The 23,360-nt window shown below is 64.0% G+C and carries 16 protein-coding genes and 1 pseudogene; 10 read left to right on the top strand and 7 right to left on the bottom strand.

Annotation, left to right across the window (positions count from 1 at the left end; translation table 11 throughout):
* Positions 1 to 90, top strand: a 90-nt coding sequence (locus tag ACF8FB_RS18015; RefSeq protein ID WP_232856785.1) for a hypothetical protein, incomplete at its 5' end; no start/stop codon positions are given.
* A gap of 126 nt (positions 91 to 216) precedes the next feature.
* Here ACF8FB_RS18015 and ACF8FB_RS18010 read toward each other — a convergent pair.
* On the bottom strand, positions 217 to 2,760 hold the full coding sequence (locus ACF8FB_RS18010; protein ID WP_392511630.1) for an HWE histidine kinase domain-containing protein: 2,544 nt from the start codon (positions 2,758 to 2,760) through the stop codon (positions 217 to 219).
* Positions 2,761 to 2,986: 226 nt separating this feature from the next.
* Here ACF8FB_RS18010 and ACF8FB_RS18005 point away from each other — a divergent pair, with 226 nt between their 5' ends.
* The gene (locus tag ACF8FB_RS18005) at positions 2,987 to 3,604 is read left to right on the top strand and encodes a dTMP kinase (RefSeq protein ID WP_392511629.1); all 618 of its coding nucleotides are present in this window, start codon (positions 2,987 to 2,989) and stop codon (positions 3,602 to 3,604) included.
* Positions 3,605 to 3,644: 40 nt separating this feature from the next.
* On the opposite strand, the gene ACF8FB_RS18000 is transcribed toward ACF8FB_RS18005, so the two are convergent.
* Positions 3,645 to 4,085, bottom strand: coding sequence for an Lrp/AsnC family transcriptional regulator (locus tag ACF8FB_RS18000; RefSeq protein ID WP_004374903.1), 441 nt, complete (start codon positions 4,083 to 4,085; stop codon positions 3,645 to 3,647).
* A gap of 143 nt (positions 4,086 to 4,228) precedes the next feature.
* On the opposite strand from ACF8FB_RS18000, the gene ACF8FB_RS17995 reads away from it, so the two are divergent.
* The gene (locus ACF8FB_RS17995; protein ID WP_392511628.1) at positions 4,229 to 7,276 is read left to right on the top strand and encodes an aminotransferase class III-fold pyridoxal phosphate-dependent enzyme; all 3,048 of its coding nucleotides are present in this window, start codon (positions 4,229 to 4,231) and stop codon (positions 7,274 to 7,276) included.
* A gap of 78 nt (positions 7,277 to 7,354) precedes the next feature.
* On the opposite strand, the gene ACF8FB_RS17990 is transcribed toward ACF8FB_RS17995, so the two are convergent.
* A complete protein-coding gene (locus ACF8FB_RS17990; RefSeq protein ID WP_392510217.1) occupies positions 7,355 to 8,479 on the bottom strand; it encodes a mechanosensitive ion channel family protein in 1,125 nt (374 codons plus the stop codon).
* Positions 8,480 to 8,577: 98 nt separating this feature from the next.
* Entirely contained in the window at positions 8,578 to 9,048 is a 471-nt protein-coding gene (locus tag ACF8FB_RS17985; RefSeq protein WP_392510218.1) for a MarR family winged helix-turn-helix transcriptional regulator, read from the bottom strand.
* A gap of 197 nt (positions 9,049 to 9,245) precedes the next feature.
* Between ACF8FB_RS17985 and ACF8FB_RS17980 the strand changes: the two genes are divergently transcribed.
* The 5 genes from ACF8FB_RS17980 to ACF8FB_RS17960 all read left to right on the top strand — a co-directional run bounded on the left by ACF8FB_RS17980 (position 9,246) and on the right by ACF8FB_RS17960 (position 16,582).
* Entirely contained in the window at positions 9,246 to 10,076 is an 831-nt protein-coding gene (locus ACF8FB_RS17980) for a p-hydroxycinnamoyl CoA hydratase/lyase (RefSeq protein ID WP_392510219.1), read from the top strand.
* 75 nt (positions 10,077 to 10,151) lie between these two features.
* Entirely contained in the window at positions 10,152 to 11,600 is a 1,449-nt protein-coding gene (locus ACF8FB_RS17975; RefSeq protein ID WP_010954233.1) for an aldehyde dehydrogenase, read from the top strand.
* 91 nt (positions 11,601 to 11,691) lie between these two features.
* Positions 11,692 to 13,575 (top strand): feruloyl-CoA synthase, encoded by a 1,884-nt coding sequence (locus ACF8FB_RS17970; protein ID WP_392510220.1) that lies wholly within the window; start codon positions 11,692 to 11,694, stop codon positions 13,573 to 13,575.
* Positions 13,572 to 14,813: a thiolase family protein gene (locus ACF8FB_RS17965; protein ID WP_392511627.1), complete on the top strand. Its 1,242-nt coding sequence runs from the start codon at positions 13,572 to 13,574 to the stop codon at positions 14,811 to 14,813. The genes ACF8FB_RS17970 and ACF8FB_RS17965 overlap by 4 nt, the downstream gene beginning before the upstream one ends.
* Positions 14,814 to 14,827: 14 nt before the next feature.
* A complete protein-coding gene (locus tag ACF8FB_RS17960; RefSeq protein ID WP_392511626.1) occupies positions 14,828 to 16,582 on the top strand; it encodes an acyl-CoA dehydrogenase family protein in 1,755 nt (584 codons plus the stop codon).
* Here ACF8FB_RS17960 and ACF8FB_RS17955 read toward each other — a convergent pair.
* Entirely contained in the window at positions 16,563 to 17,588 is a 1,026-nt protein-coding gene (locus ACF8FB_RS17955) for a formylglycine-generating enzyme family protein (RefSeq protein ID WP_392510222.1), read from the bottom strand. The genes ACF8FB_RS17960 and ACF8FB_RS17955 overlap by 20 nt on opposite strands.
* Complete coding sequence (locus ACF8FB_RS17950) at positions 17,585 to 19,249, bottom strand: arylsulfatase (protein ID WP_392510223.1); 1,665 nt, start codon at positions 19,247 to 19,249, stop codon at positions 17,585 to 17,587. The genes ACF8FB_RS17955 and ACF8FB_RS17950 overlap by 4 nt, the downstream gene beginning before the upstream one ends.
* 261 nt (positions 19,250 to 19,510) lie before the next feature.
* On the opposite strand from ACF8FB_RS17950, the pseudogene ACF8FB_RS17945 reads away from it, so the two are divergent.
* Positions 19,511 to 20,901: pseudogene (locus ACF8FB_RS17945) on the top strand (alginate export family protein).
* 34 nt (positions 20,902 to 20,935) lie between these two features.
* Positions 20,936 to 22,177: a 3-(3-hydroxy-phenyl)propionate transporter MhpT gene (gene mhpT, locus ACF8FB_RS17940; RefSeq protein WP_392510224.1), complete on the top strand. Its 1,242-nt coding sequence runs from the start codon at positions 20,936 to 20,938 to the stop codon at positions 22,175 to 22,177.
* A 15-nt stretch (positions 22,178 to 22,192) separates the two neighbouring features.
* On the opposite strand, the gene ACF8FB_RS17935 is transcribed toward mhpT, so the two are convergent.
* Entirely contained in the window at positions 22,193 to 23,251 is a 1,059-nt protein-coding gene (locus ACF8FB_RS17935) for a diguanylate cyclase (protein WP_049587927.1), read from the bottom strand.
* Positions 23,252 to 23,360 lie beyond the last annotated feature (109 nt).

Raw genomic sequence — 23,360 nt, 5'->3', positions numbered from 1 at the left:
GGTGTGCACGTGATCGACTGCCCGGTCGATTACAGCGAGAACGACCGCATCCTCAACAGCGAGCTGCGTGAGCGCGCCCTGGCGGTGTAAGCCCTGACAGGCCGGCGCCGTCTTTTTGCCGGCGCGGCCTGGTGCTGCAAAGAGGCCCGTATAGCTGACGGTAATGTGTCGGCTTTACGGGCCTTTTCGCAATACAAGGCTGCTTCAGTATCCCATTCACCCCAGCTCAAGCAGCCTTTGCAGGCTGGCCAGAATGGCATTGGCGTCATAAGGCTTGCGCGCGACGGGCACATGCTGCAAGTGCTCGGGAATGCTGATGCCGTCGCCATAGCCGGTGGCAAAGAGGAACGGAACCTGCCGGCGAACCAGCTCATCCGCTACGGAAATGGAGGTTCCGGTGCCCAGGTTGACATCCAGTATTGCCGCGTCCGGCTTGTGGCTGCCAAGCAGTTGCATGGCTTCGTCCTCGGAGCTGGCGGTGATCACGTCCTTGATTTGCGCATCGTTGAGAATTTGCTCCAGGCCTACCGCAATCACCAGTTGATCCTCGAGTATCAGCACACACAAGCCCGAGCGCGCTGCAAACGCACCGTTCGCACGGGCCAGAGGCGTGGCCGGGAGAGCGGTTTCTGCCGCTTCGGCTACGGAAAGGTGCTTGGCCGGGATTCTGAAAAAGCCTTGCAGGCCTTCGGGGTGATATTCCACCGCGCTGGTGCCACCCAGGTCGAACGGGATGCTGCGGTCGATCAGCACCGTGCCGAAGCCGCTGCGGCTGGGCGGGCGTACCGTTGGCCCACCCATTTCCCGCCAACTGATGGCACAGGCGTTGCTGGCGTCGATTGCCCAGCTCACCGAAAGCTTGCCGCCAGCCCGCGATAGCGCACCATACTTGGCCGCGTTGGTGGCCAGTTCATGCAGCACCAGGGCCATGACCGAGTACGCGCGCGCATCGAGGATGACGTTCGGGCCCTGCAACTCGATCACGTCGGCAGCCGTGCGATAGGGAGAAAGCTCTGCCTCCAGCAGCTTCGCCAGGCGCCCGCCACCGTCACCGCGCACCACCTGGTCATGGGCCAACGACAAGGCCTGGATACGCCCTTTGAGCGTTGCCACATAGTCCTGCAGCGTCTGGCTCTCCGAGGTCGGATGGGCAACCAGTGCACCAATCAGCGACAGGATGTTCTTGACCCTGTGGTTGAGCTCTTCGTTGAGCATGCGCTGGCGCACGTCGGCTTTGGCGCGTTCACTGGCGAGCAGTTCGCTGTTGTGCAGCACCACCTCGACGATAGCGGTGCGGATGGCATCGCCAAACTGGCGGTCCTGCTCGGTCCAGGGTAGCGACTGCTGGTGAACGGTTTCTTTCCAGATGGCGAAGCTCTTGCGGGGCGTCAGGCGGTCGCCCAACGCGCCGCTGTCATAGGTCTTGTTTGGGTCCCCGGCCCAATCGAGTGTCTCGACCACCTCCTTGCGGAAGAAGATCAAGTAATCCCTTGGGTGTTGCGACATCGGGACGATCAGCACACCCGACACATCATTAAAATACGCCTGGGCCGACGGAAGCACCGTCGACAGGCGATTGGACGCCCAGATTCGGCCTTCGCTGACCATGTCTGCCAGGCGCAGCAGATCAGGCACGGCCGTTTGGGGCGGCGCCAGCCCTGCGCACGACCAGCGGCCTAGCAGCGACATGCCGATGCCGTCGCAGGGAATCAGCGACATCAACCGGGGCAGGCGTGCGTGGAAGAACCCATCAATGTCCGCCGCCTGGTTGGCGTCGCGCAGCAGGCTGTCCAGGGCTTTGTGGATGCGCACGGCGGCTTCGAGTTTTTGCCGGCTACGCAGGGTCTCGATATGCAGGGAGAAGAACTCACCGAACATCTCGGCGGCCACACGTTGCCCCATGGCCAGCGTGCGCGGTGCGTAGTGATGGCAGGCAATCATTCCCCACAGCTCGCCATTGACGATGACGGAAATCGACATCGAGGCGCCCACGCCCATGTTGCACAGGTATTCGCAATGGATCGGCGAGACGCTGCGCAGGTGCGCGTAGGACAGGTCGAGCGGTTCGCCCGAGGGGTCGAGCACCGGGTTGATGGCGACCGTATTGAACTGGGCGTCGGAGATTACCCGGATCGGGTTGCGCAGGTAGAGCGCGCGGGCCTGCTGGGGGATATCGGAGGCGGGGAAGTACTGGCCCATGAAGCTTTCGAGGTCGCTACGCTTGGACTCGGCAACCACCTTGCCGGCACCGTCGGCTCCTAGCTGGTAGATCATCACCCGGTCGTAACCGAGCACCGCCCTGACAAAGCGGGCGGCGTCGCGGAACAGCTTGTGGGTCTGGTCGATTTCGCGCAGTTGGGCAATCAGTGTGCGGGCCAGCTCGATCGGTTCGGCGATGCTCGCCCCGGCGGGCTCGAATTCGAGGATTGCCGTGCCTTTGTACAAGTGGGCGGCGATGTCGACGGCCTCGCCGTTGGGCAGCGTAACGCCGAAACTGAGCGCGGGGCGCGAGGCATCCCGGGTACGGGCAAGTGCGTTGCGAAGCGTATGCGTGACCTCGTCACCCAGCACCGCGTGCAGTTTCTGACCATTGATATCGTTTGCTACACCCAGCATCTGTGGGGCGTTGACCGAATGGCGCAGCACCACGGTCGCCGAGGCATCACAGGCCAGCAGGCAGCCATGGGGCTGGATGCTCCCGGGAATCTGGATGGGCTCCCGGTCGCAGTTGGTCAGGTTAACGTGGGGGTTGTAGGTCATTGGCCCGTGCCTGTGGGTAAGGGGAGGCGGGCTGCAGGTCCGCCATCGTCCGTCAGCCTAGCAGGCATTGCACGCCTTGGGGATGGCGGGTCGGGCAATGCCGGTCCATTCCCAAGGCAATGCTTTGATCACAGCGTGGAGTACGGATGTACTCCCGTCGAGAATCGCTTGAAGGCAGCTACGATCAATGGTCTTATCCCGCGCTTGAGCCAACTGGTATTGCAAGATGAACCGCCCGCTGTTTATTTCCATCGATGGGCCCAAGGGTACCGGCAAGACCACGCTGCTGGAGGCCGTCACTCAAGCGTTACGGCTGGACGGGAACAAGGTGATCCGCCTTTGCGAAAGAAAGAATGATCCTCATCGGGGCGAGACCATGGCCCTGGTCAACCAGCTTTCCAGAAGCCCTTGCCAGGACCTTGAGTTCAAGGTTTGCGAACGCTTCGCTGAAAGCCGCGCCTGGATTTCCCGACATGTACTGCCCAGGCAGCCCGCTGACAGCATCATCCTGATTGACCGCTGGTACCCCTCTGACGCTGCGTTTCGCCGCACAGTGCCGTTTGACAAGATCCTGCGCCTGAACCTTGAACGAAACGTGCAAGTGCCCGATTTGCATGTCGGCGTTGTCACAACGCCTGAAACCTCATGGGCGAGGGCCGCGGCGCGCACGCGTGGGCTGGGCAGTACGGTGATCCATAGCCTGGAAGAACAGGTTGCCTGTACCGAGGCGTTCGAGCGTGCGGTTGCAGAGCAAGGCTGGGTGCTGTGCCGTAATGAAGGGACCGTCGACGAGGCAACGCGACAGGTCGTAGGCGAGATTCAGGGCGTGCTTCGACACCTGTGAGGCCTGAGTGAGTACGGCCTGTCTACTGCCTCTGCAGGTATCAGGCGCCCTGGCGGTCGATATCACGGCGCAGGACTACCGACGTGGTAATGTCATCCACTGATTCGTGACGTGCCACGTTGTCGCGTACCTGGTTGAGGTCGTCGATCGTTCGGGTCTCCACTTCAACCACCAGGTCGAGCTGACCGCTCACCGACGACACCCGCCGTACGCGCGCGTCCGTTGCCAACTGGTCGAGCAGCCCCATGGCAGGCGTGCGCTGCAACGTCACCAGCAAGATCGCGCGTATCACGTTGGCGTCTATTTCGCCGATGTCAGCGCGATAACCGCGAATGACTCCGCTGCGTTCAAGGTTGGCGACACGCTCGGTGGTGGCACTTCGGGAAAGGCCTATGCGGCCGGCTAACGCCTTGAGCGCAATGCGCGCGTCCTTCGAAAGTACCTCAAGAATCTCACGATCTTTAGCGTCCAGGTCACGCATTGCAGCCCCTTGATAAGCTTGCCGTCATTATGCCGGTCGGAACCGGCATAATGCCTGTTGCGCCCGACCGTATGCAGGGTGTCCGTTTCGGCGGCGCATGACAAGCTATTGAAAAACAATCAGCGCGCTCGGAACCTGATGATATGACAGACCTTTCCCACCCGGCACCTCGGTTTTCGGCAAGCGATGCAGAGGGCCTTGCAAAAGATTTCTTCAATGTCGCCGGCACTGCAACGCCCCTGGATGGAGAGCGTGATCGCAATTATCGCCTGGAGACTGGCGTAGATGCAGGCTGGATACTGAAAATCGTCAATGCCAGCGAGCCCAGGGTAGAAAGCGAGTTTCAAACCGCGCTACTCGACCACCTGGCTGTGCATGGCGCGCATTTGGGCGTGCCACACCTGCGGGCCAGCGTGACGGGCGACTACCTGCCGTCTGTGGCCAGCAGCACCGGTGAACAGCACGCTGTGCGCCTGGTCAGCTGGCTGGCCGGCATGCCACTTGCCAAGGCCAGACGCTCCCTGGCGCTGATGAGAAACTTCGGCCAGGCACTCGGTGAACTTGACCGTGCCCTGCAGGGCTTCATGCACCCGGGCGCAGTCCGTAACCTGGACTGGGACTTACGCCATGCTGCGCGCTCCCGTTCGCGGCTGCACTGCATCAAGGACCCTGATCGCAGGGCCGTTGCCGAGCGCTTCATCGCCCGGTTCGAACAGACTGTACAGCCTAAGCTGGCTTCCCTTCGGGCCCAGGTGATTCACAACGATGCCAACGACTGGAACATCCTGGTCGATGCCGAAACGCCCCATAGCGTGACTGGCTTCATCGATTTTGGCGATGCCGTGCACACCGTTCTGATTGCCGAGGTCGCGATCGCCAGCGCGTACGCCATTCTCGACATGGACGACCCGATCGGTGCTGCTGCTGCGCTGGTGGCCGGCTTCCACGAAAAGTACCCGTTGCAAGCGCAAGAACTTGATGTGTTGTTCAACCTGATTGCCATGCGCTTGGTCATCAGCGTGACGTTCTCCGCTTCCCGGCAGGATCAGACAGACGACAACCCCTACCTGGCGATCAGTGAAGCGCCTGCCTGGCGTCTACTGGAACAGCTCGATTCGATGAACCCACGGTTGGCCACCGGCATTTTGCGCAAGGCCTGTGGTTTCGATGCCATCGAAGGTGCGGGGGAAGTCCGCCGCTGGATTGCCGACAACCACAAGTCGTTTGCCGACCTGGTGCGCCCGTCAGCCGCCATTCTCGACAAGGTCATCGCGCCGTTTGGCGATGCCAGCCATGAGATGACCATTGCCTCGGCCCAGCAGCGCCCTGCAGATGCGACGCGGTGGTGGAATGAATTCTCTGCCGCGCACAAGGCCCCGCTGGGCATCGGGCCATGGGGCGAGGTACGTGCCGTCTATACCGACAGCGCCTTTGAGTCTCGCTTCATCAAGGGGCAGCACCGGACCCTGCATGTGGGAGTAGATTTGCTGATGCCAGCAGGTACGCCGCTGTACGCACCGATTGCCGGCACCGTCAGAAGCGTCGAGGTCGAGCCAGACTCGCTGGGTTATGGCGGCCTGGTGATGCTTGAGCACACCCCGCCCGGTTGCCCGCCATTTCTGACACTGTGGGGGCACATGGCCCACGAGGCGCTCAGCCGTTTGAAGGCCGGTGACCAGCTCGAAGCCGGCGACCTGGTCGGTTACATGGGCAGCGATCACGAGAACGGCGGCTGGTTCCCCCACCTGCATCTGCAGTTGGTCACCGATACCCAGTTGCGCGCGTGCGAGGTCATTGGCGTGGGTGAGCCAGCGTACCGCGAAGCGTGGGCCGACCTGTTCCCCGATGCCTCGGCCCTGGCCGGTATCCCGCCAGAGACCTACAGCCAGCAGGGGATGACCAAGGCCCAGATCATTACCAGGCGCAAGGAACTGCTGCTCCCTAACCTGTCCATTTCGTACACCGATCCGATCAAGTTCGTGCGCGGTGATGGCGTATGGCTGATCGACAACTTCGGGCGGGCCTACCTGGACTGCTTCAACAACGTGTGCCACCTGGGCCACAGTCATCCCGACGTGGTCGAAGCCTTGACCCGCCAGGCTGCGCTGCTCAACACCAATACCCGCTACCTGCACGACAACATCGTCGAATACGCCGAACGCCTGACCGGCACTTTGCCAAAGGGCCTTTGCGTAGCGTCCTTTGGCTGCTCGGGGAGTGAGGCCAACAGCCTGATGCTGCGTATGGCGCGCAACTACACAGGCAGTGATCAGGCGATCGTGCTGGACTGGGCCTACCACGGCACCACTCAGGAACTGATCGATCTGAGCCCTTACAAGTACAAGCGCAAGGCGGGCAAGGGCAGGGCGGCGCATGTCTACGAGGCCGTGGTCCCGGACAGCTACTACGCCCCCGAGCACTGGCCCGTGGACGCGCACGGCAAGCGCTTTGCCGAGTCGGTGGCAGAGCAGCTGGATGCCATGCGCAAGGCAGGCAAGCGCCCCGGGTTTTTCATTGCCGAATCGATCCCCAGCGTGGCGGGGCAGGTGTTTTTGCCCGAACACTACCTTGAGGAGGTGTACGCCATGGTGCGCGCCGAAGGTGGGCTGTGCCTGGCCGATGAGGTTCAGGTCGGGTTTGGCCGGGTCGGCAGCCACTGGTGGGCATTCGAGACCCAGGGCGTGGTCCCGGATGCCGTCAGCATGGGCAAACCCATTGGTAACGGCCACCCGATGTCGGCGGTAGTGACCACGCGCGAGGTTGCCGATGCTTTCAACAACGGCATGGAGTATTTCAATACCTTCGCCGGTAACCCGGTGTCATGCGCGGTAGGCCTGGCGGTACTCGATGCAATCGAGCGCGACCAGTTGAAAGAAAACGCCTTGAGTGTCGGCCATTACCTGCTCGAGGGTTTGCGCAAGCTTCAGCAGCAATTCGACGTGATTGGCGATGTGCGCGGGTTGGGCCTGTTCCTCGGCATCGTGCTGGTCACCGACCGCAAGTCGAAGGCGCCAGCCACGGCCCTGGCCAGAAAAGTGGCTGATGGTGCCCGGGAGCGCGGCGTGTTGATCGGCACCGAAGGCCCGCATGACAACGTGCTGAAAATGCGCCCTTCGATGATTTTCAGCCGGGCCAATGCGGACTTCCTTCTCGAGGTGCTGAAAGACAGCTTCACCGCGGCGCTGAAATAGCGTTTCAGCGCGGGCAGGGCGTGCGCATGTGCACGCCCTGCGGTGCACCTATCTGGCGAGCCGGGCAGGTTGCCAGCATCAAGCGCCCCTGATGCTCAGGCCTTCGCGAGCCTGGCCATGCGGGCCGGAGGCCTCTGGCAATGCCGTGACCTTGATCGCGCGCACCGGCACGGCGAACTTGGCGCCGATTTGCGAGAACCGCTCCAGCAGCCTGAAGTTGATCGCCTGCTGAATGTCCATGTAAAGGTTGTAGCCTGGGTCCTGGACGATGTAGACACACTCGAACTCCAGCGCCTCTTTGCCGAAGCCGCGCAGGTGAGCGCGATCGAAACGCGCCTGCTCCTGGGCCTTGATGGCGTCTTCTACGATGGCTGGCGCTTTCTTCACGGCCTCGGTGGGCGTGTCGTAGGAAAGCCCGAACTCGAACACGATGCGACGCTCTTGCAGGCGCTTGTAATTCTGGATGGTGCTGCTGATCATGCTGGCGTTGGCCATGACGATCTGTTCGCCGCCGAGGCTGCGGATGCGTGTGGTTTTGAGGCCGACGTGCTCAACGGTGCCCGCCAGGGGCCCGATGACGATGAAGTCACCGATCTCGAACGGCTTGTCCACGGCGATCGACAACGAAGCGAACAGGTCGCCAAGGATATTCTGCACAGCCAGCGCCACCGCGATGCCGCCCACGCCAAGGCTGGCGACGAAGGCGGTGATGTTTACCCCCAGGTTCGACAGCATCGCCAGCACTACGACTGACCACAACAGGACCCGCGCGCCCCAGGCTGAAAGGGTTGCCAGTGCGCTGCCCTGGTTCAGGCCATCGGTACGGTGGCGGGCGAAGTAGCGGCTCAGGCCCAGGCCGATCGCGCGGTTGGCCCACAGGCCAATCTGCAAGGCAGCGACCACGAACCACAGGCTGCTGACCCTGGTCAGCCAGCGCTCGGGCAGGTCGAGCATGCTCAGGCCCACCAGCAAGGAGGCCAGCAACAACAGAAAGTTGCTGGTGCCGGAAAGCACCTTGGCCATTATCTGGCTCAGTGGGCCTTCGTGTTCGGACCAGCGCCGTAGCCGGCGCATCAGGAAACTGATGGCGGCACGGGCGACCAGGAAGACCAAGGTGGCGACTGTCAGCGCCACCAGCAGATTGAGAATGGAGATGCCGAATACGGTGGTTTCGGTGAAAAACGCGATGATGCGGTCGTTCATGAGTACCTCGCCTCTGGGTTGATTTGCCAAGGTGCTTTCTTGGGACGTCAAAGAGGCGCAACAGGTCGATCGGATTTCACCACGCTGGGTTGACTGAGTCAGTCCCGGTAGATTTTCTTCAATAACCTCAACAGTTCAGTCCTTTCGTCATCCGAGAGGTTGGATGTCGCCTGGTGATCGCTGTCGGCGGCGATGTGCTTCAACTCCTTCAACAGGGCCTCGCCCGATTTGCTCAGGAAAATCCCATACGAGCGCTTGTCCGGTTTGCACCGCACGCGCACGGCCAGCGCGCGCTCTTCCAGTTTGTTCAGCATTGGCACGACTTGCGGGGGTTCGATTGCCAACGCACGCGCCAGGTCGGCCTGCATCAGCCCGGGGTTCTGGTCGATGATCGCCAGGGCGGAAAATTGGGCCGGGCGCAGGTCATGGGCCGAGAGCCGGGCAATAAGGTTCTGAAACAGCTTCAATTGCGCGCGTCGCAAGGCGTAGCCGATCAAGTCTTCAAGCACCCCTTCTCCCACAGGAGCAGCCACGCAAGCGTCTTCGGTACTACGGGCAGACCTAGCCATCAGGGTTCATGCTCCTCGATCATGGGTAATAAAGTTACCTATTTTGCCTGTCCTTATGCGATTCGGCTAGAGAGGTTCTGGAAAAAGGCAGCGCGCCTAACCCCAGGACAAAGATAAAATTGTTAATGGTTTATTGACATAACTATTTTGACCCGTTAGCGTGGCCCCATCACCTCGAACAACAAGAGTGCAGAACCATGAGCAAATACGAAGGCCGCTGGACCACCGTGAAGGTCGAACTGGAAACGGGCATCGCCTGGGTGACCCTCAATCGCCCGGAAAAACGCAATGCCATGAGCCCCACCCTGAACCGGGAAATGGTCGACGTGCTGGAAACCCTCGAGCAGGACGCTGACGCTGGCGTGCTGGTATTGACCGGTGCCGGCGAGTCCTGGACCGCCGGCATGGACCTGAAGGAGTACTTCCGCGAGGTGGACGCCGGCCCGGAAATCCTCCAGGAAAAGATTCGTCGCGAAGCCTCGCAATGGCAATGGAAGTTGCTGCGTCTGTATGCCAAACCGACCATCGCCATGGTCAACGGCTGGTGCTTCGGCGGCGGCTTCAGCCCACTGGTGGCATGCGACCTGGCGATCTGCGCCAACGAAGCGACCTTCGGCCTGTCGGAAATCAACTGGGGCATCCCGCCTGGTAACCTGGTCAGCAAGGCCATGGCCGATACCGTTGGCCATCGTCAGTCGCTGTACTACATCATGACCGGCAAGACCTTCGATGGTCGCAAGGCTGCCGAGATGGGCCTGGTGAACGACAGTGTGCCGCTGGCCGAGCTGCGTGAAACCACCCGCGAGTTGGCGCTGAACCTGCTGGAAAAGAACCCGGTGGTGCTGCGTGCCGCGAAGAATGGCTTCAAGCGTTGCCGCGAGCTGACCTGGGAACAGAACGAGGACTACCTCTACGCCAAGCTCGACCAGTCGCGCCTGCTGGACACTACCGGCGGCCGCGAGCAGGGCATGAAGCAGTTCCTCGACGACAAGAGCATCAAGCCAGGCCTGCAGGCCTACAAGCGCTGAGTCGCACCGCGGGCGGCGGTGTGCCGCGCCAAAGCCCGCGGGTATTTCTCTATAACGACAACAAGAGGAATGAGCATGTTGCAGGTGCCTTTGCTGATTGGCGGGCAGTCGCGCCCCGCCAGCGATGGACGAACCTTCGAGCGCTGTAACCCGGTGACTGGCGAGGTGGTGTCGCAGGCTGCCGCCGCCACACTGGCCGATGCCGATGCCGCGGTGGCTGCTGCCAGCGCGGCGTTTCCGGCCTGGGCCGCCCTGGCACCGGGCGAGCGGCGCAGCCGCTTGCTGGCAGGCGCTGATCTGTTGCAGGCGAGGGCCGCCGAGTTCATCGCCGCCGCCGGTGAAACCGGGGCCATGGCCAACTGGTATGGCTTCAACGTGAAGTTGGCCGCCAACATGCTGCGCGAGGCTGCAGCCATGACCACGCAGATCACCGGTGAAGTGATCCCCTCGGACGTTCCCGGCAGCTTCGCAATGGCCCTGCGCGCGCCCTGCGGCGTGGTGTTGGGCATCGCACCGTGGAACGCCCCGGTGATACTGGCCACGCGTGCCATTGCCATGCCGCTGGCCTGCGGCAACACCGTGGTGCTCAAGGCCTCGGAGCTGAGCCCGGCGGTGCATCGGCTGATCGGCCAGGTGCTGCACGATGCAGGCATCGGCGACGGCGTGGTCAATGTCATCAGCAATGCGCCGCAGGATGCCCCGGCCATCGTCGAGCGGCTGATCGCCAACCCTGCGGTACGCCGGGTCAACTTCACCGGTTCGACGCACGTCGGGCGCATCGTCGGCGAACTGGCGGCCCGCCATCTCAAGCCGGCCCTGCTCGAACTGGGCGGCAAGGCACCTTTGCTGGTGCTCGACGATGCCGACCTGGACGCCACGGTCGAAGCGGCGGCCTTCGGTGCCTACTTCAACCAGGGGCAGATCTGCATGTCCACCGAGCGCCTTGTGGTGGACAGCTGTATTGCCGACGCTTTCGTCGACAAGCTGGCGGTGAAGATCGCCGGGCTGCGTGCAGGTGATCCGCAAGCCAGCACCTCGGTGCTCGGCTCGCTGGTCAGCGCAGCGGCCGGCGAGCGCATCAAGGCACTGATCGACGATGCCGTGGCCAAGGGCGCGCGCCTGGTCAGCGGCGGCCAGCTCGAAGGCAGCATCCTGCAACCGACCTTGCTCGACAACGTCGATGCCAGCATGCGCCTGTACCGCGAGGAGTCCTTCGGCCCGGTGGCGGTGGTACTGCGCGCCGAAGGCGACGAAGCCTTGCTGCAGCTGGCCAACGACTCGGAGTTCGGTCTGTCATCGGCCATTTTCAGCCGCGACACCAGCCGCGCCCTGGCCTTGGCCCAACGGGTGGAGTCGGGTATCTGCCATATCAACGGCCCGACCGTTCACGATGAAGCGCAGATGCCGTTTGGCGGGGTCAAGTCCAGCGGTTATGGCAGCTTCGGCAGCCGCACGGCCATCGATCAGTTCACCCAGTTGCGCTGGGTCACCCTCCAGCACGGCCCGCGTCACTATCCCATCTAGCCGCGGCAGGCCCAGACCTCCGGCAAGATGACCGCCGCCCCGTCATATCGGGCGGCGGCAGGATGTACAACAAGAACAAGGAGCAACCTGCGTGAATAACGAAGCCCGCTCAGGGTCGACCGACCCTGGCCAACGTCCGCGCTACCGCCAGGTGGCCATCGGGCATCCCCAGGTGCAGGTCAGTCACGTCGACGACGTGCTGCGCATGCAACCTGTCGAGCCACTGGCGCCGCTGCCGGCGCGCCTGCTCGAGCGCCTGGTGCATTGGGCCCAGGTGCGCCCGGACACCACTTTCATCGCGGCACGCCAGGCAGACGGTGCCTGGCGTTCGATCAGCTACGTGCAGATGCTCGCCGATGTGCGCACCATCGCCGCCAACTTGCTAGGACTGGGCCTCAGTGCCGAGCGCCCGCTGGCGCTGCTTTCCGGCAACGACATCGAACACCTGCAAATCGCCCTCGGCGCCATGTATGCCGGTATTGCCTATTGCCCGGTGTCGCCGGCCTACGCGCTGTTGTCGCAAGACTTCGCCAAGTTGCGCCATGTCTGCGAGGTGCTCACCCCCGGAGTGATCTTCGTCAGCGACAGCCAGCCGTTCCAGCGCGCCTTCGAGGCGGTGCTGGACGATTCGGTCGGCGTGATCAGCGTGCGTGGCCAGGTCGCAGGTCGCCCCCATATAAGCTTCGACAGCCTGTTGCAACCGGGTGACCTGGCGGCGGCCGATGCGGCTTTCGCCGCCACCGGGCCGGACACCATCGCCAAATTCCTCTTCACCTCGGGCTCGACCAAGCTGCCCAAGGCGGTGATCACCACCCAGCGCATGCTGTGCGCAAATCAGCAGATGCTTCTGCAGACTTTTCCGACGTTCGCCGAGGAGCCGCCGGTGCTGGTGGACTGGCTGCCGTGGAACCACACGTTCGGCGGTAGCCACAACCTCGGCATCGTGCTTTACAACGGGGGCAGTTTCTACCTCGACGCCGGCAAGCCGACCCCGCAAGGCTTTGCCGAGACCTTGCGCAATCTGCGCGAGATTTCCCCCACGGCCTACCTCACCGTACCCAAGGGCTGGGAGGAACTGGTCAAGGCACTGGAGCAGGACCCCGCGCTGCGCGAGGTGTTCTTTGCCCGCATCAAGCTGTTCTTCTTTGCCGCCGCAGGCCTGTCGCAAAGCGTCTGGGACCGGCTGGACCGCATAGCCGAGCAACACTGCGGCGAACGCATCCGCATGATGGCCGGCCTTGGCATGACCGAAGCCTCGCCATCGTGCACCTTCACCACCGGGCCGTTGTCGATGGCCGGCTATGTCGGGCTGCCGGCACCTGGCTGCGAAGTGAAGCTGGTGCCGGTGGGTGACAAGCTCGAGGCGCGCTTCCGTGGCCCGCATATCATGCCGGGCTACTGGCGCTCGCCGCAGCAGACCGCCGAGGCGTTCGACGAGGAGGGTTTCTACTGTTCGGGCGACGCGTTGAAGCTGGCCGATGCCAGGCAGCCCGAGCTTGGCCTGATGTTCGATGGCCGTATCGCTGAGGACTTCAAACTTTCGTCCGGGGTATTCGTCAGTGTCGGGCCGCTGCGCAACCGCGCAGTGCTGGAGGGCTCGCCTTACGTACAGGACATCGTGGTCACCGCGCCGGACCGTGAATGCCTGGGCCTGCTGGTGTTCCCGCGTCTGCCCGAGTGTCGGCGCCTGGCCGGGCTGGCAGAGGATGCCAGCGATGCGCGGGTGCTGGCCAACGACACCGTGCGCAGTTGGTTCGCTGACTGGCTGGAGCGCTTGAACCGCGATGCCCAGGGCAACGCCAGCCGTATCGAATGGCTGTCGCTGCTGGCCGAGCCGCCGTCGATCGACGCCGGTGAAATCACCGACAAGGGCTCGATCAATCAGCGCGCCGTGCTGCAGCGGCGCGCCGCTCAGGTCGAGGCGCTGTACCGTGGCGAAGACCCCGACGCATTGCACGCCAAGGTGCGGCCTTGAGTGCGGCCGGGCTGTGCACCGTCTTCGAGGACACGGCCATCGTCCAGATGGTGCGCACGCCCTGGGTCGACCTGGGTGGCGCATTGGCCGCGATCTCGCCCATCGACCTGGGCATTCAGGCCGGTCGCGCGGTGGTGGCACGTGCAGCTGCCGCCCCTCAGGCGGTAGACAGCGTGCTCGCCGGCAGCATGGCCCAGGCCAGCTTCGACGCCTACATGCTGCCACGCCATGTCGGCCTCTACTGTGGCGTGCCGCAGTCGGTACCGGCACTGGCGGTGCAGCGCATCTGTGGCACGGGCCTTGAACTGTTGCGTCAGGCCGGTGAACAGCTGCGCAGTGGCGCCCGCCAGGTGCTGTGCGTGGGCGCGGAGTCGATGTCGCGCAATCCGATCGCGGCCTATGAACACCGGGGCGGTTTTCGCCTGGGGGCGCCGGTCGGGTTCAAGGACTTTCTCTGGGAAGCCCTGTACGACCCGGCTGCCGGCGTGGACATGATCGGTACTGCGGAAAACCTGGCCCGTGCCTATGGCCTGGCGCGTGAAACGGTGGACGCGTGGGCCCTGCGCAGCCATCAGCGGGCCCTGCAAGCCCAGGTGCAGGGCTGGTTCGACGAGGAAATCGTCAGCGTCACCGCGCAGGCACTGGAGGCAGAAGGCTGCCAGCCACGCGGCATTGCATTGCCGCGTGGCGTGAGTGAGGTCAGCCAGGACAGCCACCCACGGCCTACCGACGCGGCCGCACTGGCCCGACTGCGCCCGGTGCACGCCGGTGGCGTGCAGACGGCTGGCAACAGTTGCGCGGTGGTCGATGGCGCGGCGGCAGCCTTGGTCACGCGCTACTCCGATTGCACTCATCCGCCTTTGGCGCGCTTGCTGATGGCCACGGCTGTTGGCGTGCCGCCCGGCCTCATGGGCATCGGGCCGGCGCCGGCCATTACCTTGCTGCTCGAGCGCAGCGGCCTGCGCCTGGAGCAGATCGACCGCCTGGAAATCAACGAGGCCCAGGCCGCCCAAGTGCTGGCGGTGGCCCAGGCGCTCGAACTCGATGTGGACAAGCTCAATGTCCATGGCGGCGCTATCGCCCTTGGTCACCCATTGGCCGCTACAGGTCTGCGCCTGGTCCACACCTTGGCCCGTCAATTGCGCGACGGCAACTTGCGCTATGGCATCGCAGCGGCATGCATCGGCGGTGGCCAAGGCATGGCGCTGCTGATCGAAAACCCTCATTTCGTTGCCTGACCCGGAGGTATCCGATGACCTGGAAGGCGCCCCTGCGCGACATGCAGTTCGTCCTGCAACACTGGCTGCGGGCCGATCAGGCCTGGGCGCAATTACCGGCATATGCCGACGTCGACCTCGACCTGGCGGCCCAGGTACTGGAAGAGGCGGCCCGTTTCTGCGAGCAGGTGCTGGCCCCTTTGAACAGTTCGGGCGATCGCCAGGGCTGCCAGATGGAGGGCGGGGAGGTACGCACCCCGGACGGATTCCCGGCGGCTTATCGCGCCTATGTCGACGGTGGCTGGCCGTCGCTGGCATGCGCCCCGGCGCTTGGCGGCCAAGGGCTGCCGTTAGTGCTGGAGGCGGCCTTACAAGAGATGCTGTTCGGCAGCAACCACGGCTGGGCCATGTACACCGGCATCGCCCACGGTGCCTACCTGTGCCTGAAAGCCCATGCATCCGCCGAGCTGCAGGCGCGCTATCTGCCGGGCATCGTCAGTGGTGCCACCCTGCCTACCATGTGCCTGACCGAACCCCAGGCCGGCAGCGATCTCAGCCTGTTGCGCTGCCGCGCCGTGCCCCTGGGCGACGGTGGCGACGGTGGCTACGCGGTCAGTGGCAACAAGCTGTTCATCTCTGGCGGCGAACACGACCTGACCCGCGACATACTCCACCTGGTGTTGGCCCGGTTGCCGGATGCGCCGCCCGGCAACCGCGGGCTCTCGCTGTTGCTGGTGCCGAAATGGCTGGAGGATGGCCAGCGCAATACACTGTACTGCGACGGCCTGGAACATAAGCTGGGCATCCGGGGCAGCGCCACCTGTGCACTACGCCTGGAGGGGGCCCTGGGCTGGTTGATAGGCCAGCCCCATGGCGGCCTGGCGGCGATGTTCGTGATGATGAATTCCGCGCGTCTGCATGTTGGCCTGCAAGGGCTGGGGCATGCTGAGGCCGCCTGGCAACAGGCCCGCGACTATGCCCTGGAGCGGCGCCAGATGAGTGCCCCGGGGCGGGCCAAGGGGGGCGCCCAGGGCGCCGACCCGATCCACCTGCACCCGGCCATGCGTCGGGTCTTGCTGGAGTTGCGGGTGCGTACCGAGGGGATGCGCGCGCTGGCCTACTGGACGGCCCAGTGGCTGGATATCGCCGACGCCGCCGTCGAGCCTGCACAACGGGCGAAGGCTGCGACATTGGCGGCGCTGTTGACCCCCATCGTCAAGGCGGCCTTCACCGAGCAGGGGTTCAGCCTGGCAAGCAAGGCCTTGCAGGTGTTGGGTGGCTATGGCTACACCCAGGAGTTTGCCATCGAGCAGACCTTGCGCGACAGCCGCATCGCGATGATCTACGAAGGCACCAACGAAATACAGGCCAACGACCTGATGCTGCGCAAGGTATTGGGCGATGGGGGGGAAGGTTTCGCCCTGCTGTTGAGTGAGTTGCGTACCGAGGCCGCTGCGGACGCTGGCGCAGCTGCCACCGCGTTGGGCAGTGCGTGCGACACGCTGGAGGCAGCGCTGGCCAAGGTGCTGTCGATGACCGCGGGCGATCCCGAATTTCCGTACCGCGCCGCAGGCGACTTCCTGCAGTTGTGCGCAACGGTGCTGCAGGCCTTCGCCTGGGCCCGCAGCGCGCGCTGCATCCAGGCGTTGCCAGTGGGGGCGGCGCAGCGCCGGGAAAAGCAGGAAAGCGTTGGGTTCTTCCTCGGCTACCTGCTGCCCGACCTCGACCGGCAGGTGGCGGCCATCGACGCGGCCGCCACGCCGTTGCCATTCATTGCCGAATCGTTCTGAAACCCACGTGCGAGGTCGTCATGAACACCGGCTGCGGCTGGCGTGCCGAGGGGCGGTAGCGCATGCAGCGGTCCGCCGAACACAGGTGCGAGCCGCCTTTGATTACCGCCACCGGCACGCCGGGGTCTGCCGGGTCGAAGCTGTCACTCAGGGCCGGGCCTGAGGGGTCGAGCTTGGCGTCGCGCTGTGCGTCATGGCCTGGCCGATAGCCCGTGCGAGTCAGCTCCCAGACATTGCCGCCGGCATCGAACAGGCCAAAGCCGTTGGCCGGGAAGCAGCCCACGGGTGATGTACCGGTAAAACCATCCTTCGCCGCATTGCGATAAGGGAACTGACCCTGCCAGGTATTGGCCATGAGCTTGCCCTTGGGCAGCTCGGTGGTACCCCAGCTGAAGTCGGCATCGGTCAGGCCGCCGCGCATGGCGTATTCCAGCTGCGCCTCGCTGGGCAGTTCGCGGCCTGCCCAGCGGGCATAGGCCTGGGCATCTTCCAGGGCGATCTGCACCACCGGATGATTGTCCAGCCCGGCCAGGCTGCTGCCCGGCCCTTGCGGGTGTCGCCAGTTGGCGCCGGGCACGAACTGCCAGCCGGGGCTGAGCACGTCCGCACCCTGATGAAACACCATCGCACCCGGTACCCGCAGCGCGTCGGGCAGGGCAGGGTCGTCCTCGACACGGGTACCGCGCTCGGCATGGGTGACATACCCGGTGGCCTTGACGAAGCGCGCGAACTGGGCGTTGGTGACCGGATGCACGTCAATCCAGAAGCCGGACACCTTGGCGGGGTGAGGCGGGCCTTCTTCGTCGTAAAAGCGGCTTGAACCAAAGCTGAACTCGCCGCCCGGCACGTGCACCATGCCGTCCCGCCAAGGGCCTTGGCGCTGCGCGGGCAGGCCACTGTAGCCCGTGCACAGCAGCGCCGGCGCCGGGGCTTGCGGCCACACGGCATAGGCGGCGGCGAGCAGGCCGGCGGCGAGTGCTGCGCAGCCGGCTGCCCGGGCGATCATTGCGGCTTGACCAGGATCGGGCTGGCCGGACGGCCGTCGGCATCGACCGCGATGTTGCCGCGTTGGGCATAAGCCTTCCAGTCGCGCAGCATCAGCGCCACCTGCTCGGGGTGCCCTGCGCCGATGTCGTGGTGCTCGCCAGGGTCCTTGCCCAGGTCATACAAGTGCCAGCTCGGCTTGCTGTCGGTGGCATCCCACACCAGCTTCAGCGGGCCCTTGCGCAACGAGGCGCTGCCGTTGATTTCCCACCCCAGAGCTTCGTCATGGGCGTGGATCTGGCTGTCCTTGCCTTGCAGGTAGTTCAGCGCCGATGTGCCTTGCGGCGGCACGATATCGCGGTCGCGGTACTTGACGCCGGGCATCGGCGCACCGGCCAGTTGCAGCAGTGTCGGCATGATGTCGCGGACGCTGGCCAGCTCTTCGCTGCGGCCGGCCTTGATGGTGGCCGGGTAGTAGACGAAGGCCGGTACGCGGATGCCGCCCTGGTAGGTGGTCATCTTGTAGCGACGGCTGGGCAGGGCGCTGACCTGGGCCCAGGCCGAGCCGATCATCAGGAACGAATCGCGGCGGCCGTAGTTGTCCAGGCGGTTATCGAAGTTTGCCTTGATCCACTCGGGGTCGACACGGGTGGCGTTCTCCGGACCGTTGTCGGACATGAACAGGATCATCGTGTTTTCCAGCTCGCCGGTCTTGCGCAGGTGTTCCACCAGGCGCCCCACCTCGGCGTCCAGCGCCGTGACCATGGCGGCATACACCTCCATGGTGCGTGCGGACTGGCTTTTTTGTTCATCGCTCAGCGATGCCCAACTCGGCACGCCTTCCAGTTGTGCTTGCAGGGGGAAGTCGGCGGGCACCAGGCCGGCTTCGCGCTGGCGCTTCAGGCGTTCGTGGGCGATGACTTCGTAGCCTTGGTCGTAGCGGCCTCGGTACTGCGCCAGGTACGCATCCGGCGCCTGCAGCGGCCAGTGCGGCGCGGTGTAGGCGGCAAAGGCGAAGAACGGTTTGTTGCTGGCCTTGCCTTGGTCGATCGCGTCGATCAGGCGGTCGGTGTACCAGGTGGTGGAATAGAAGTCGTCGGGCAGCGCGATCGGCTCGCCGTTGTGGCGATAGGTGGCGCTGTAGTTCGACTGCAGGTCCATGTTGGCCTGCTTGAAGTGCGCCGCGCCGCCTTCGAGCAGCACGTAGGCCTGGTCGAAGCCGCGGTTGTGTGGCTGTTGGGCCGGTTGCATGCCCAGGTGCCATTTGCCGGCGATGTAGGTGCGGTAGCCGGCGTCGTGCAGCAGTTCGGCGAGGGTCGCGACATTGGCACCGAGCACGCCTTCGTAGCCGGCGCGTACCTCTGCGCCGGCCGGCAGGCGCTTGCGTGTCTCCGACATCATGCCCAGCCCGACCAGGTGTGGATCGTTGCCGGACATCAGCATCGCCCGCGTCGGCGAGCAACTGGGCGCGGCGTGGAAATCGAGCATCAGGCGGCCGTCGGCCAACAGTTTGTCCAGGTTGGGCGTCTGGATTTCGCTGCCCAGGGCCGACAGGTCGGAGAAGCCGAGGTCATCAGCGACCACCAGCAGAATGTTTGGTTGTTTAACGGTTGGTGCGGCCATGGCGTGGCTGGCACCGAGCATGAGCACGCCGAGGGCGGCAAGGGGGTGGAGGCAATTCATGGGGGGGCTCTTGTTTTTGTAATGGACTCGAATTTTGCGCATGGCCTCTGAATAGACAGCACGCCACTGGATTCTAGCGACGGATGAATGAATGCCGCAGCCGCTCGCTGCAGAAGTGTGCGATTAGCGAACGCTTGATGCTGATCATTCCTTGTACACGGCAAAACGCTATTGACGGCGCATATGGTTAACAAAAATAATCGTTAACAGAGTTATCCAGTTTGTAAGAACAATTATAAAAACAAGTGAAGGGAAATTCTGATGATCAAGCCGTTGAACGGGGTATGCCTGCCCCTCATGGTGCTTTCGCTGTGCCAGTCCGCCTACGCGGCCAGCCCGCTTGAAGAGAGCCGGCCGGGGAGGCCAGGGGCCCCTCGCTGGATCGAGGACTACCGCTTTCTCGACGACCCCGCCAAGGCCACTGCCCCTTTCGATGGCCTGCGCTACCATCGGCTGTCAGAGTCGGCCTGGCTGCAACTCGGGGCTGAGGCCCGCTACCGGGCCGATGCTTCGGACAAACCCTTCTTTGGCCTGCGCGGGCTGAACGACGATTCCTATCTGCAGCAACGGCTGCAGGCCCATGCCGACCTGCACCTGTTCGACGATGCCGTGCGTACCTTCGTCCAGGTCGAGAATACCCGTGCCTTTGGCAAGGACTTGTACTCGCCCAATGATGAAAGCCGCAATGAAGTGCGACAGGCCTTCGTCGATTTCAACCACGATTTCGCCGCCGGGCGCTATACCACACGCGTAGGTCGCCAGGAGATGGGCTTCGGCGACCAGGTGTTGGTCACCTACCGCGACGCGCCGAACATCCGCCTGAGCTTCGACGGCGTGCGCGCCAGCCTCAACCTCAAGGACGGACGCAAGCTGGATGCATTCGCTGTGCGCCCGCTGAAAACCGGTGAAGACAGTTGGGACGATGGCAGCAACAACAACATCAAATTCTACGGCCTTTACGGCACCTTGCCGCTGTCGGCGTCGTGGAACATGGACCTGCTAGCCTTTGGCCTGGAAACCGACGACCGCAGCCTGGCCGGCGAGTCGGGTGACGAGCAGCGCTACACCTTCGGCACGCGGCTGTTCGGCCGCCATCAGGCACTGGACTGGAGCTGGAACCTTGTCGGGCAGACCGGCCACCTGGGCAACGCGTCGATCCGCGCCTGGGCGCTGTCGAGCGACAGCGGCTTCACCTTCACCCACCCCTGGCAACCGCGCCTGGCCATGCGCATCGATGCCGCAAGCGGCGACAGTGACCTGGGCGACGGAAAAGTCGGCACCTTCGACCCGCTTTACCCACGCAATGGTGTCTATGGCGAAGCCAGCCTCACCACCCTGAGCAACATCATCGTGGTGGGGCCGACCTTCGGCTTCTCGCCCTGGCGCACGCTGCGCATCGAGCCCGGCATCTTCGAAGTGTGGAAAAGCGTGAGGAAGACGGCGTGTACATGCCCGGCATGAGCATGTTGGCCAACACCCGCGGCACGGGTCGCCATGTCGGTACCATCTACCGCGCCAGCACGCGCTGGCTTGCCACTCCCAACCTGACCCTGGACCTTGACCTGAAGTACTACGACGTGGGCACGGCCATCAAGGAGGCTGGCGGCGAAGATTCGTCGTTTGTCTCAGTACGCGCCACGTTCCGCCTTTGACCACCCGACCGATAACAACAACAGAGGGCCACACATGCATCATTCATCCGCGTCATCGGGCAAGGCCGTGCTCACCATCGGCTTGTGTTTTCTCGTTGCCTTGCTGGAAGGGCTGGACCTGCAGGCCACCGGCATCGCCGCGCCACACATGGCCAAGGCATTCAACCTGACCCCTGCCATGCTCGGCTGGGTATTCAGTGCCGGGTTGCTGGGGTTGCTGCCCGGCGCGCTGATCGGCGGTTGGCTGGCAGACCGCTTTGGCCGCAAAGCGATCCTGATCGTGGCGGTGCTGCTGTTTGGCGGCTTCTCGCTAGGGACCGCCCATGCCCAGACCTACGAATCGCTGTTGATCGCGCGGCTGATGACAGGGCTCGGGCTGGGGGCGGCGTTGCCAATCCTGATCGCCCTGGCCAGCGAGGCGGCGCCTGAGCGTCTGCGGAGCACGGCGGTCAGCCTGACTTACTGTGGTGTGCCGCTGGGCGGGGCGGTTGCGTCGCTGATCGGCATGGCCGGCGTGGGCGACGGTTGGCGTACGGTGTTCTACGTCGGCGGCATCGCACCGATCGTGATCGCCTTCGTGCTGATGATCTGGCTGAAAGAGTCCCAGGCATTCCGTGCCCAAGGCGTTGCCAAGGCTGGCAGCGAAGGTGTGCTTGCCCAACTGTTCGGGCCGCAGCAGGCAAGCCGCACGCTGTTGCTGTGGGTGGCATGTTTCTTCACCCTGACAGTGTTGTACATGTTGCTCAACTGGCTGCCGTCGCTGTTGATCGGCCAAGGCTTCAGCCGGCCGCAGGCGGGCGCCGTGCAGATTCTGTTCAACCTGGGTGGGGCGGCTGGATCGTTCCTGACCGGTCGGATGATGGACCGCGGGTTTGCCGGGCGGGCGGTATTGATCGCCTACGCCGGCATGCTGGCGTCGTTGGCGGGGCTGGGGCTGTCGAGCAGTTTCGGGCTGATGTTGCTGGCCGGGTTCACTGCAGGGTATTGCGCCATTGGTGGCCAGTTGGTGCTGTACGCGCTGGCGCCGACGCTGTATTCGACCCAGGTTCGCGCAACGGGCTTGGGCGCTTCGGTGGCGGTGGGGCGCCTGGGTTCCATGGCCGGTCCTCTGGCGGCCGGGCAGATCCTTGCAGCAGGTGCAGGTGCGGGGGGGCTGCTGATGGCCGCGGCTCCAGGCCTGGTGCTCGCGGCGTTGGCGGCACGTGCGCTGCTGAAACACCGAACCCGCACGCAACGCCCGGAGCCGGGTGAGGCTGCGGCCCAGGACCCTGCATAGCACTTCCTTGGGGGGCTAGTGCTGCTTGCGCAATGCCTCCTGCTCCGGTTCGGCGACCGTGACCCGGTTACGGCCCGATACCTTGGATAGGTACATGGCGCTGTCTGCACTGCTGAGCAAGGCGCCGAGCTCAGTGGCAGGGGCCTTCGCGAACGCTAAACCTATGCTTGCGGTGACCGGGTGTTCATCATTCACACGCAGTTTGGCTATCAGGGCCCGCAGGCGCTCGGCAACCTCAATCGCCGTGTCTGGCGGCGTATTGGGCAGCAGGATGGCGAACTCCTCGCCGCCCAGCCTGCCGGCAATGTCGTTGTCACGCAGGCTGGCACTGATCGCTGCACCGATGCGCTGCAGCACCTGGTCGCCTGCGGCATGCCCGAACGTGTCGTTGATCTGTTTGAAATGGTCGACGTCCAGCATCAACACGGCCATGAATGTACCCGCATCCCTGCACCGGACGTGCTGCGCCGAAGCATTGTCGAAAAAAGCACGTCGGTTGTTCAGGCCGGTCAGTTCGTCCGTGCACGAGGCCACCATGGCCAGCCGATGCGCGCGTTGCATTTCGTGTTTCAGGCGCCAGGCCGTCGTCAATGCCGAGGACAGGCTTTGCGTCGCGCTGACCACAAACCAGGCGAACACCAGCACCGCCAATGCTATCCCTTGTTGCAGCGTGGAAGGTTGCAACAGTAGCCAGCCCGTAGAAGGCAGCAAGACCAGGCCCATCGACACCAGGGTCATGTTGCGGTAGGAGGAGTAGCATGACACCGCGCTGACAGACATGCCGACGGCAAACAGCATGATCAGCGTCTGCCCCAGCGCGTCGTCTGCGGGCATTACGGCAAAGGCGCCCCAGCCCCAGATAGCCGCCGACAGCATCAGCGTGACCCAGTAACGCCACTCCCAGCGTTCGGCCGTGCGCTGGTTGGCGGGTGCTCGCAGATAGGCGAAGAACATGGCGGTACGCACGCCGGTCGACACGCCCAATAACGTCATCCAGACCATGACCCTTTGCGGGTCGAAACGCTCCCAGCCCAACCAGCACAGCATGACGGCGGCCAGGAAGCTGCCAAGCACCGCAGGCGCTGACTGGACGAACAGCTGTTCGAGCCGATCCCTCCGTACGGAGTGCGCTATTTCATCGCGGGGATCAAGGTTTGTCATGGCTGGTGCCGCCACTCGTGAC

The sequence above is a fragment of the Pseudomonas sp. yb_2 genome (assembly GCF_043103905.1).
GTDB lineage: Bacteria > Pseudomonadota > Gammaproteobacteria > Pseudomonadales > Pseudomonadaceae > Aquipseudomonas > Aquipseudomonas alloputida.
Note: the sequence above shows the minus strand (reverse complement) of the source record. Positions and strands in the feature narration are given on the sequence as shown.

Coding starts and splice junctions, on each gene's coding strand:
- ACF8FB_RS17990 (WP_392510217.1), bottom strand. CDS start 8,479: ATGAACGACCGCATCATCGCGTTTTTCACCGAAACCACCGTATTCGGC.
- ACF8FB_RS17950 (WP_392510223.1), bottom strand. CDS start 19,249: ATGAATTGCCTCCACCCCCTTGCCGCCCTCGGCGTGCTCATGCTCGGT.
- ACF8FB_RS17975 (WP_010954233.1), top strand. CDS start 10,152: ATGTTGCAGGTGCCTTTGCTGATTGGCGGGCAGTCGCGCCCCGCCAGC.
- ACF8FB_RS17995 (WP_392511628.1), top strand. CDS start 4,229: ATGACAGACCTTTCCCACCCGGCACCTCGGTTTTCGGCAAGCGATGCA.
- ACF8FB_RS18010 (WP_392511630.1), bottom strand. CDS start 2,760: ATGACCTACAACCCCCACGTTAACCTGACCAACTGCGACCGGGAGCCC.
- ACF8FB_RS18000 (WP_004374903.1), bottom strand. CDS start 4,085: ATGCGTGACCTGGACGCTAAAGATCGTGAGATTCTTGAGGTACTTTCG.
- ACF8FB_RS17980 (WP_392510219.1), top strand. CDS start 9,246: ATGAGCAAATACGAAGGCCGCTGGACCACCGTGAAGGTCGAACTGGAA.
- ACF8FB_RS18005 (WP_392511629.1), top strand. CDS start 2,987: ATGAACCGCCCGCTGTTTATTTCCATCGATGGGCCCAAGGGTACCGGC.
- mhpT (WP_392510224.1), top strand. CDS start 20,936: ATGCATCATTCATCCGCGTCATCGGGCAAGGCCGTGCTCACCATCGGC.
- ACF8FB_RS17955 (WP_392510222.1), bottom strand. CDS start 17,588: ATGATCGCCCGGGCAGCCGGCTGCGCAGCACTCGCCGCCGGCCTGCTC.
- ACF8FB_RS17985 (WP_392510218.1), bottom strand. CDS start 9,048: ATGGCTAGGTCTGCCCGTAGTACCGAAGACGCTTGCGTGGCTGCTCCT.
- ACF8FB_RS17960 (WP_392511626.1), top strand. CDS start 14,828: ATGACCTGGAAGGCGCCCCTGCGCGACATGCAGTTCGTCCTGCAACAC.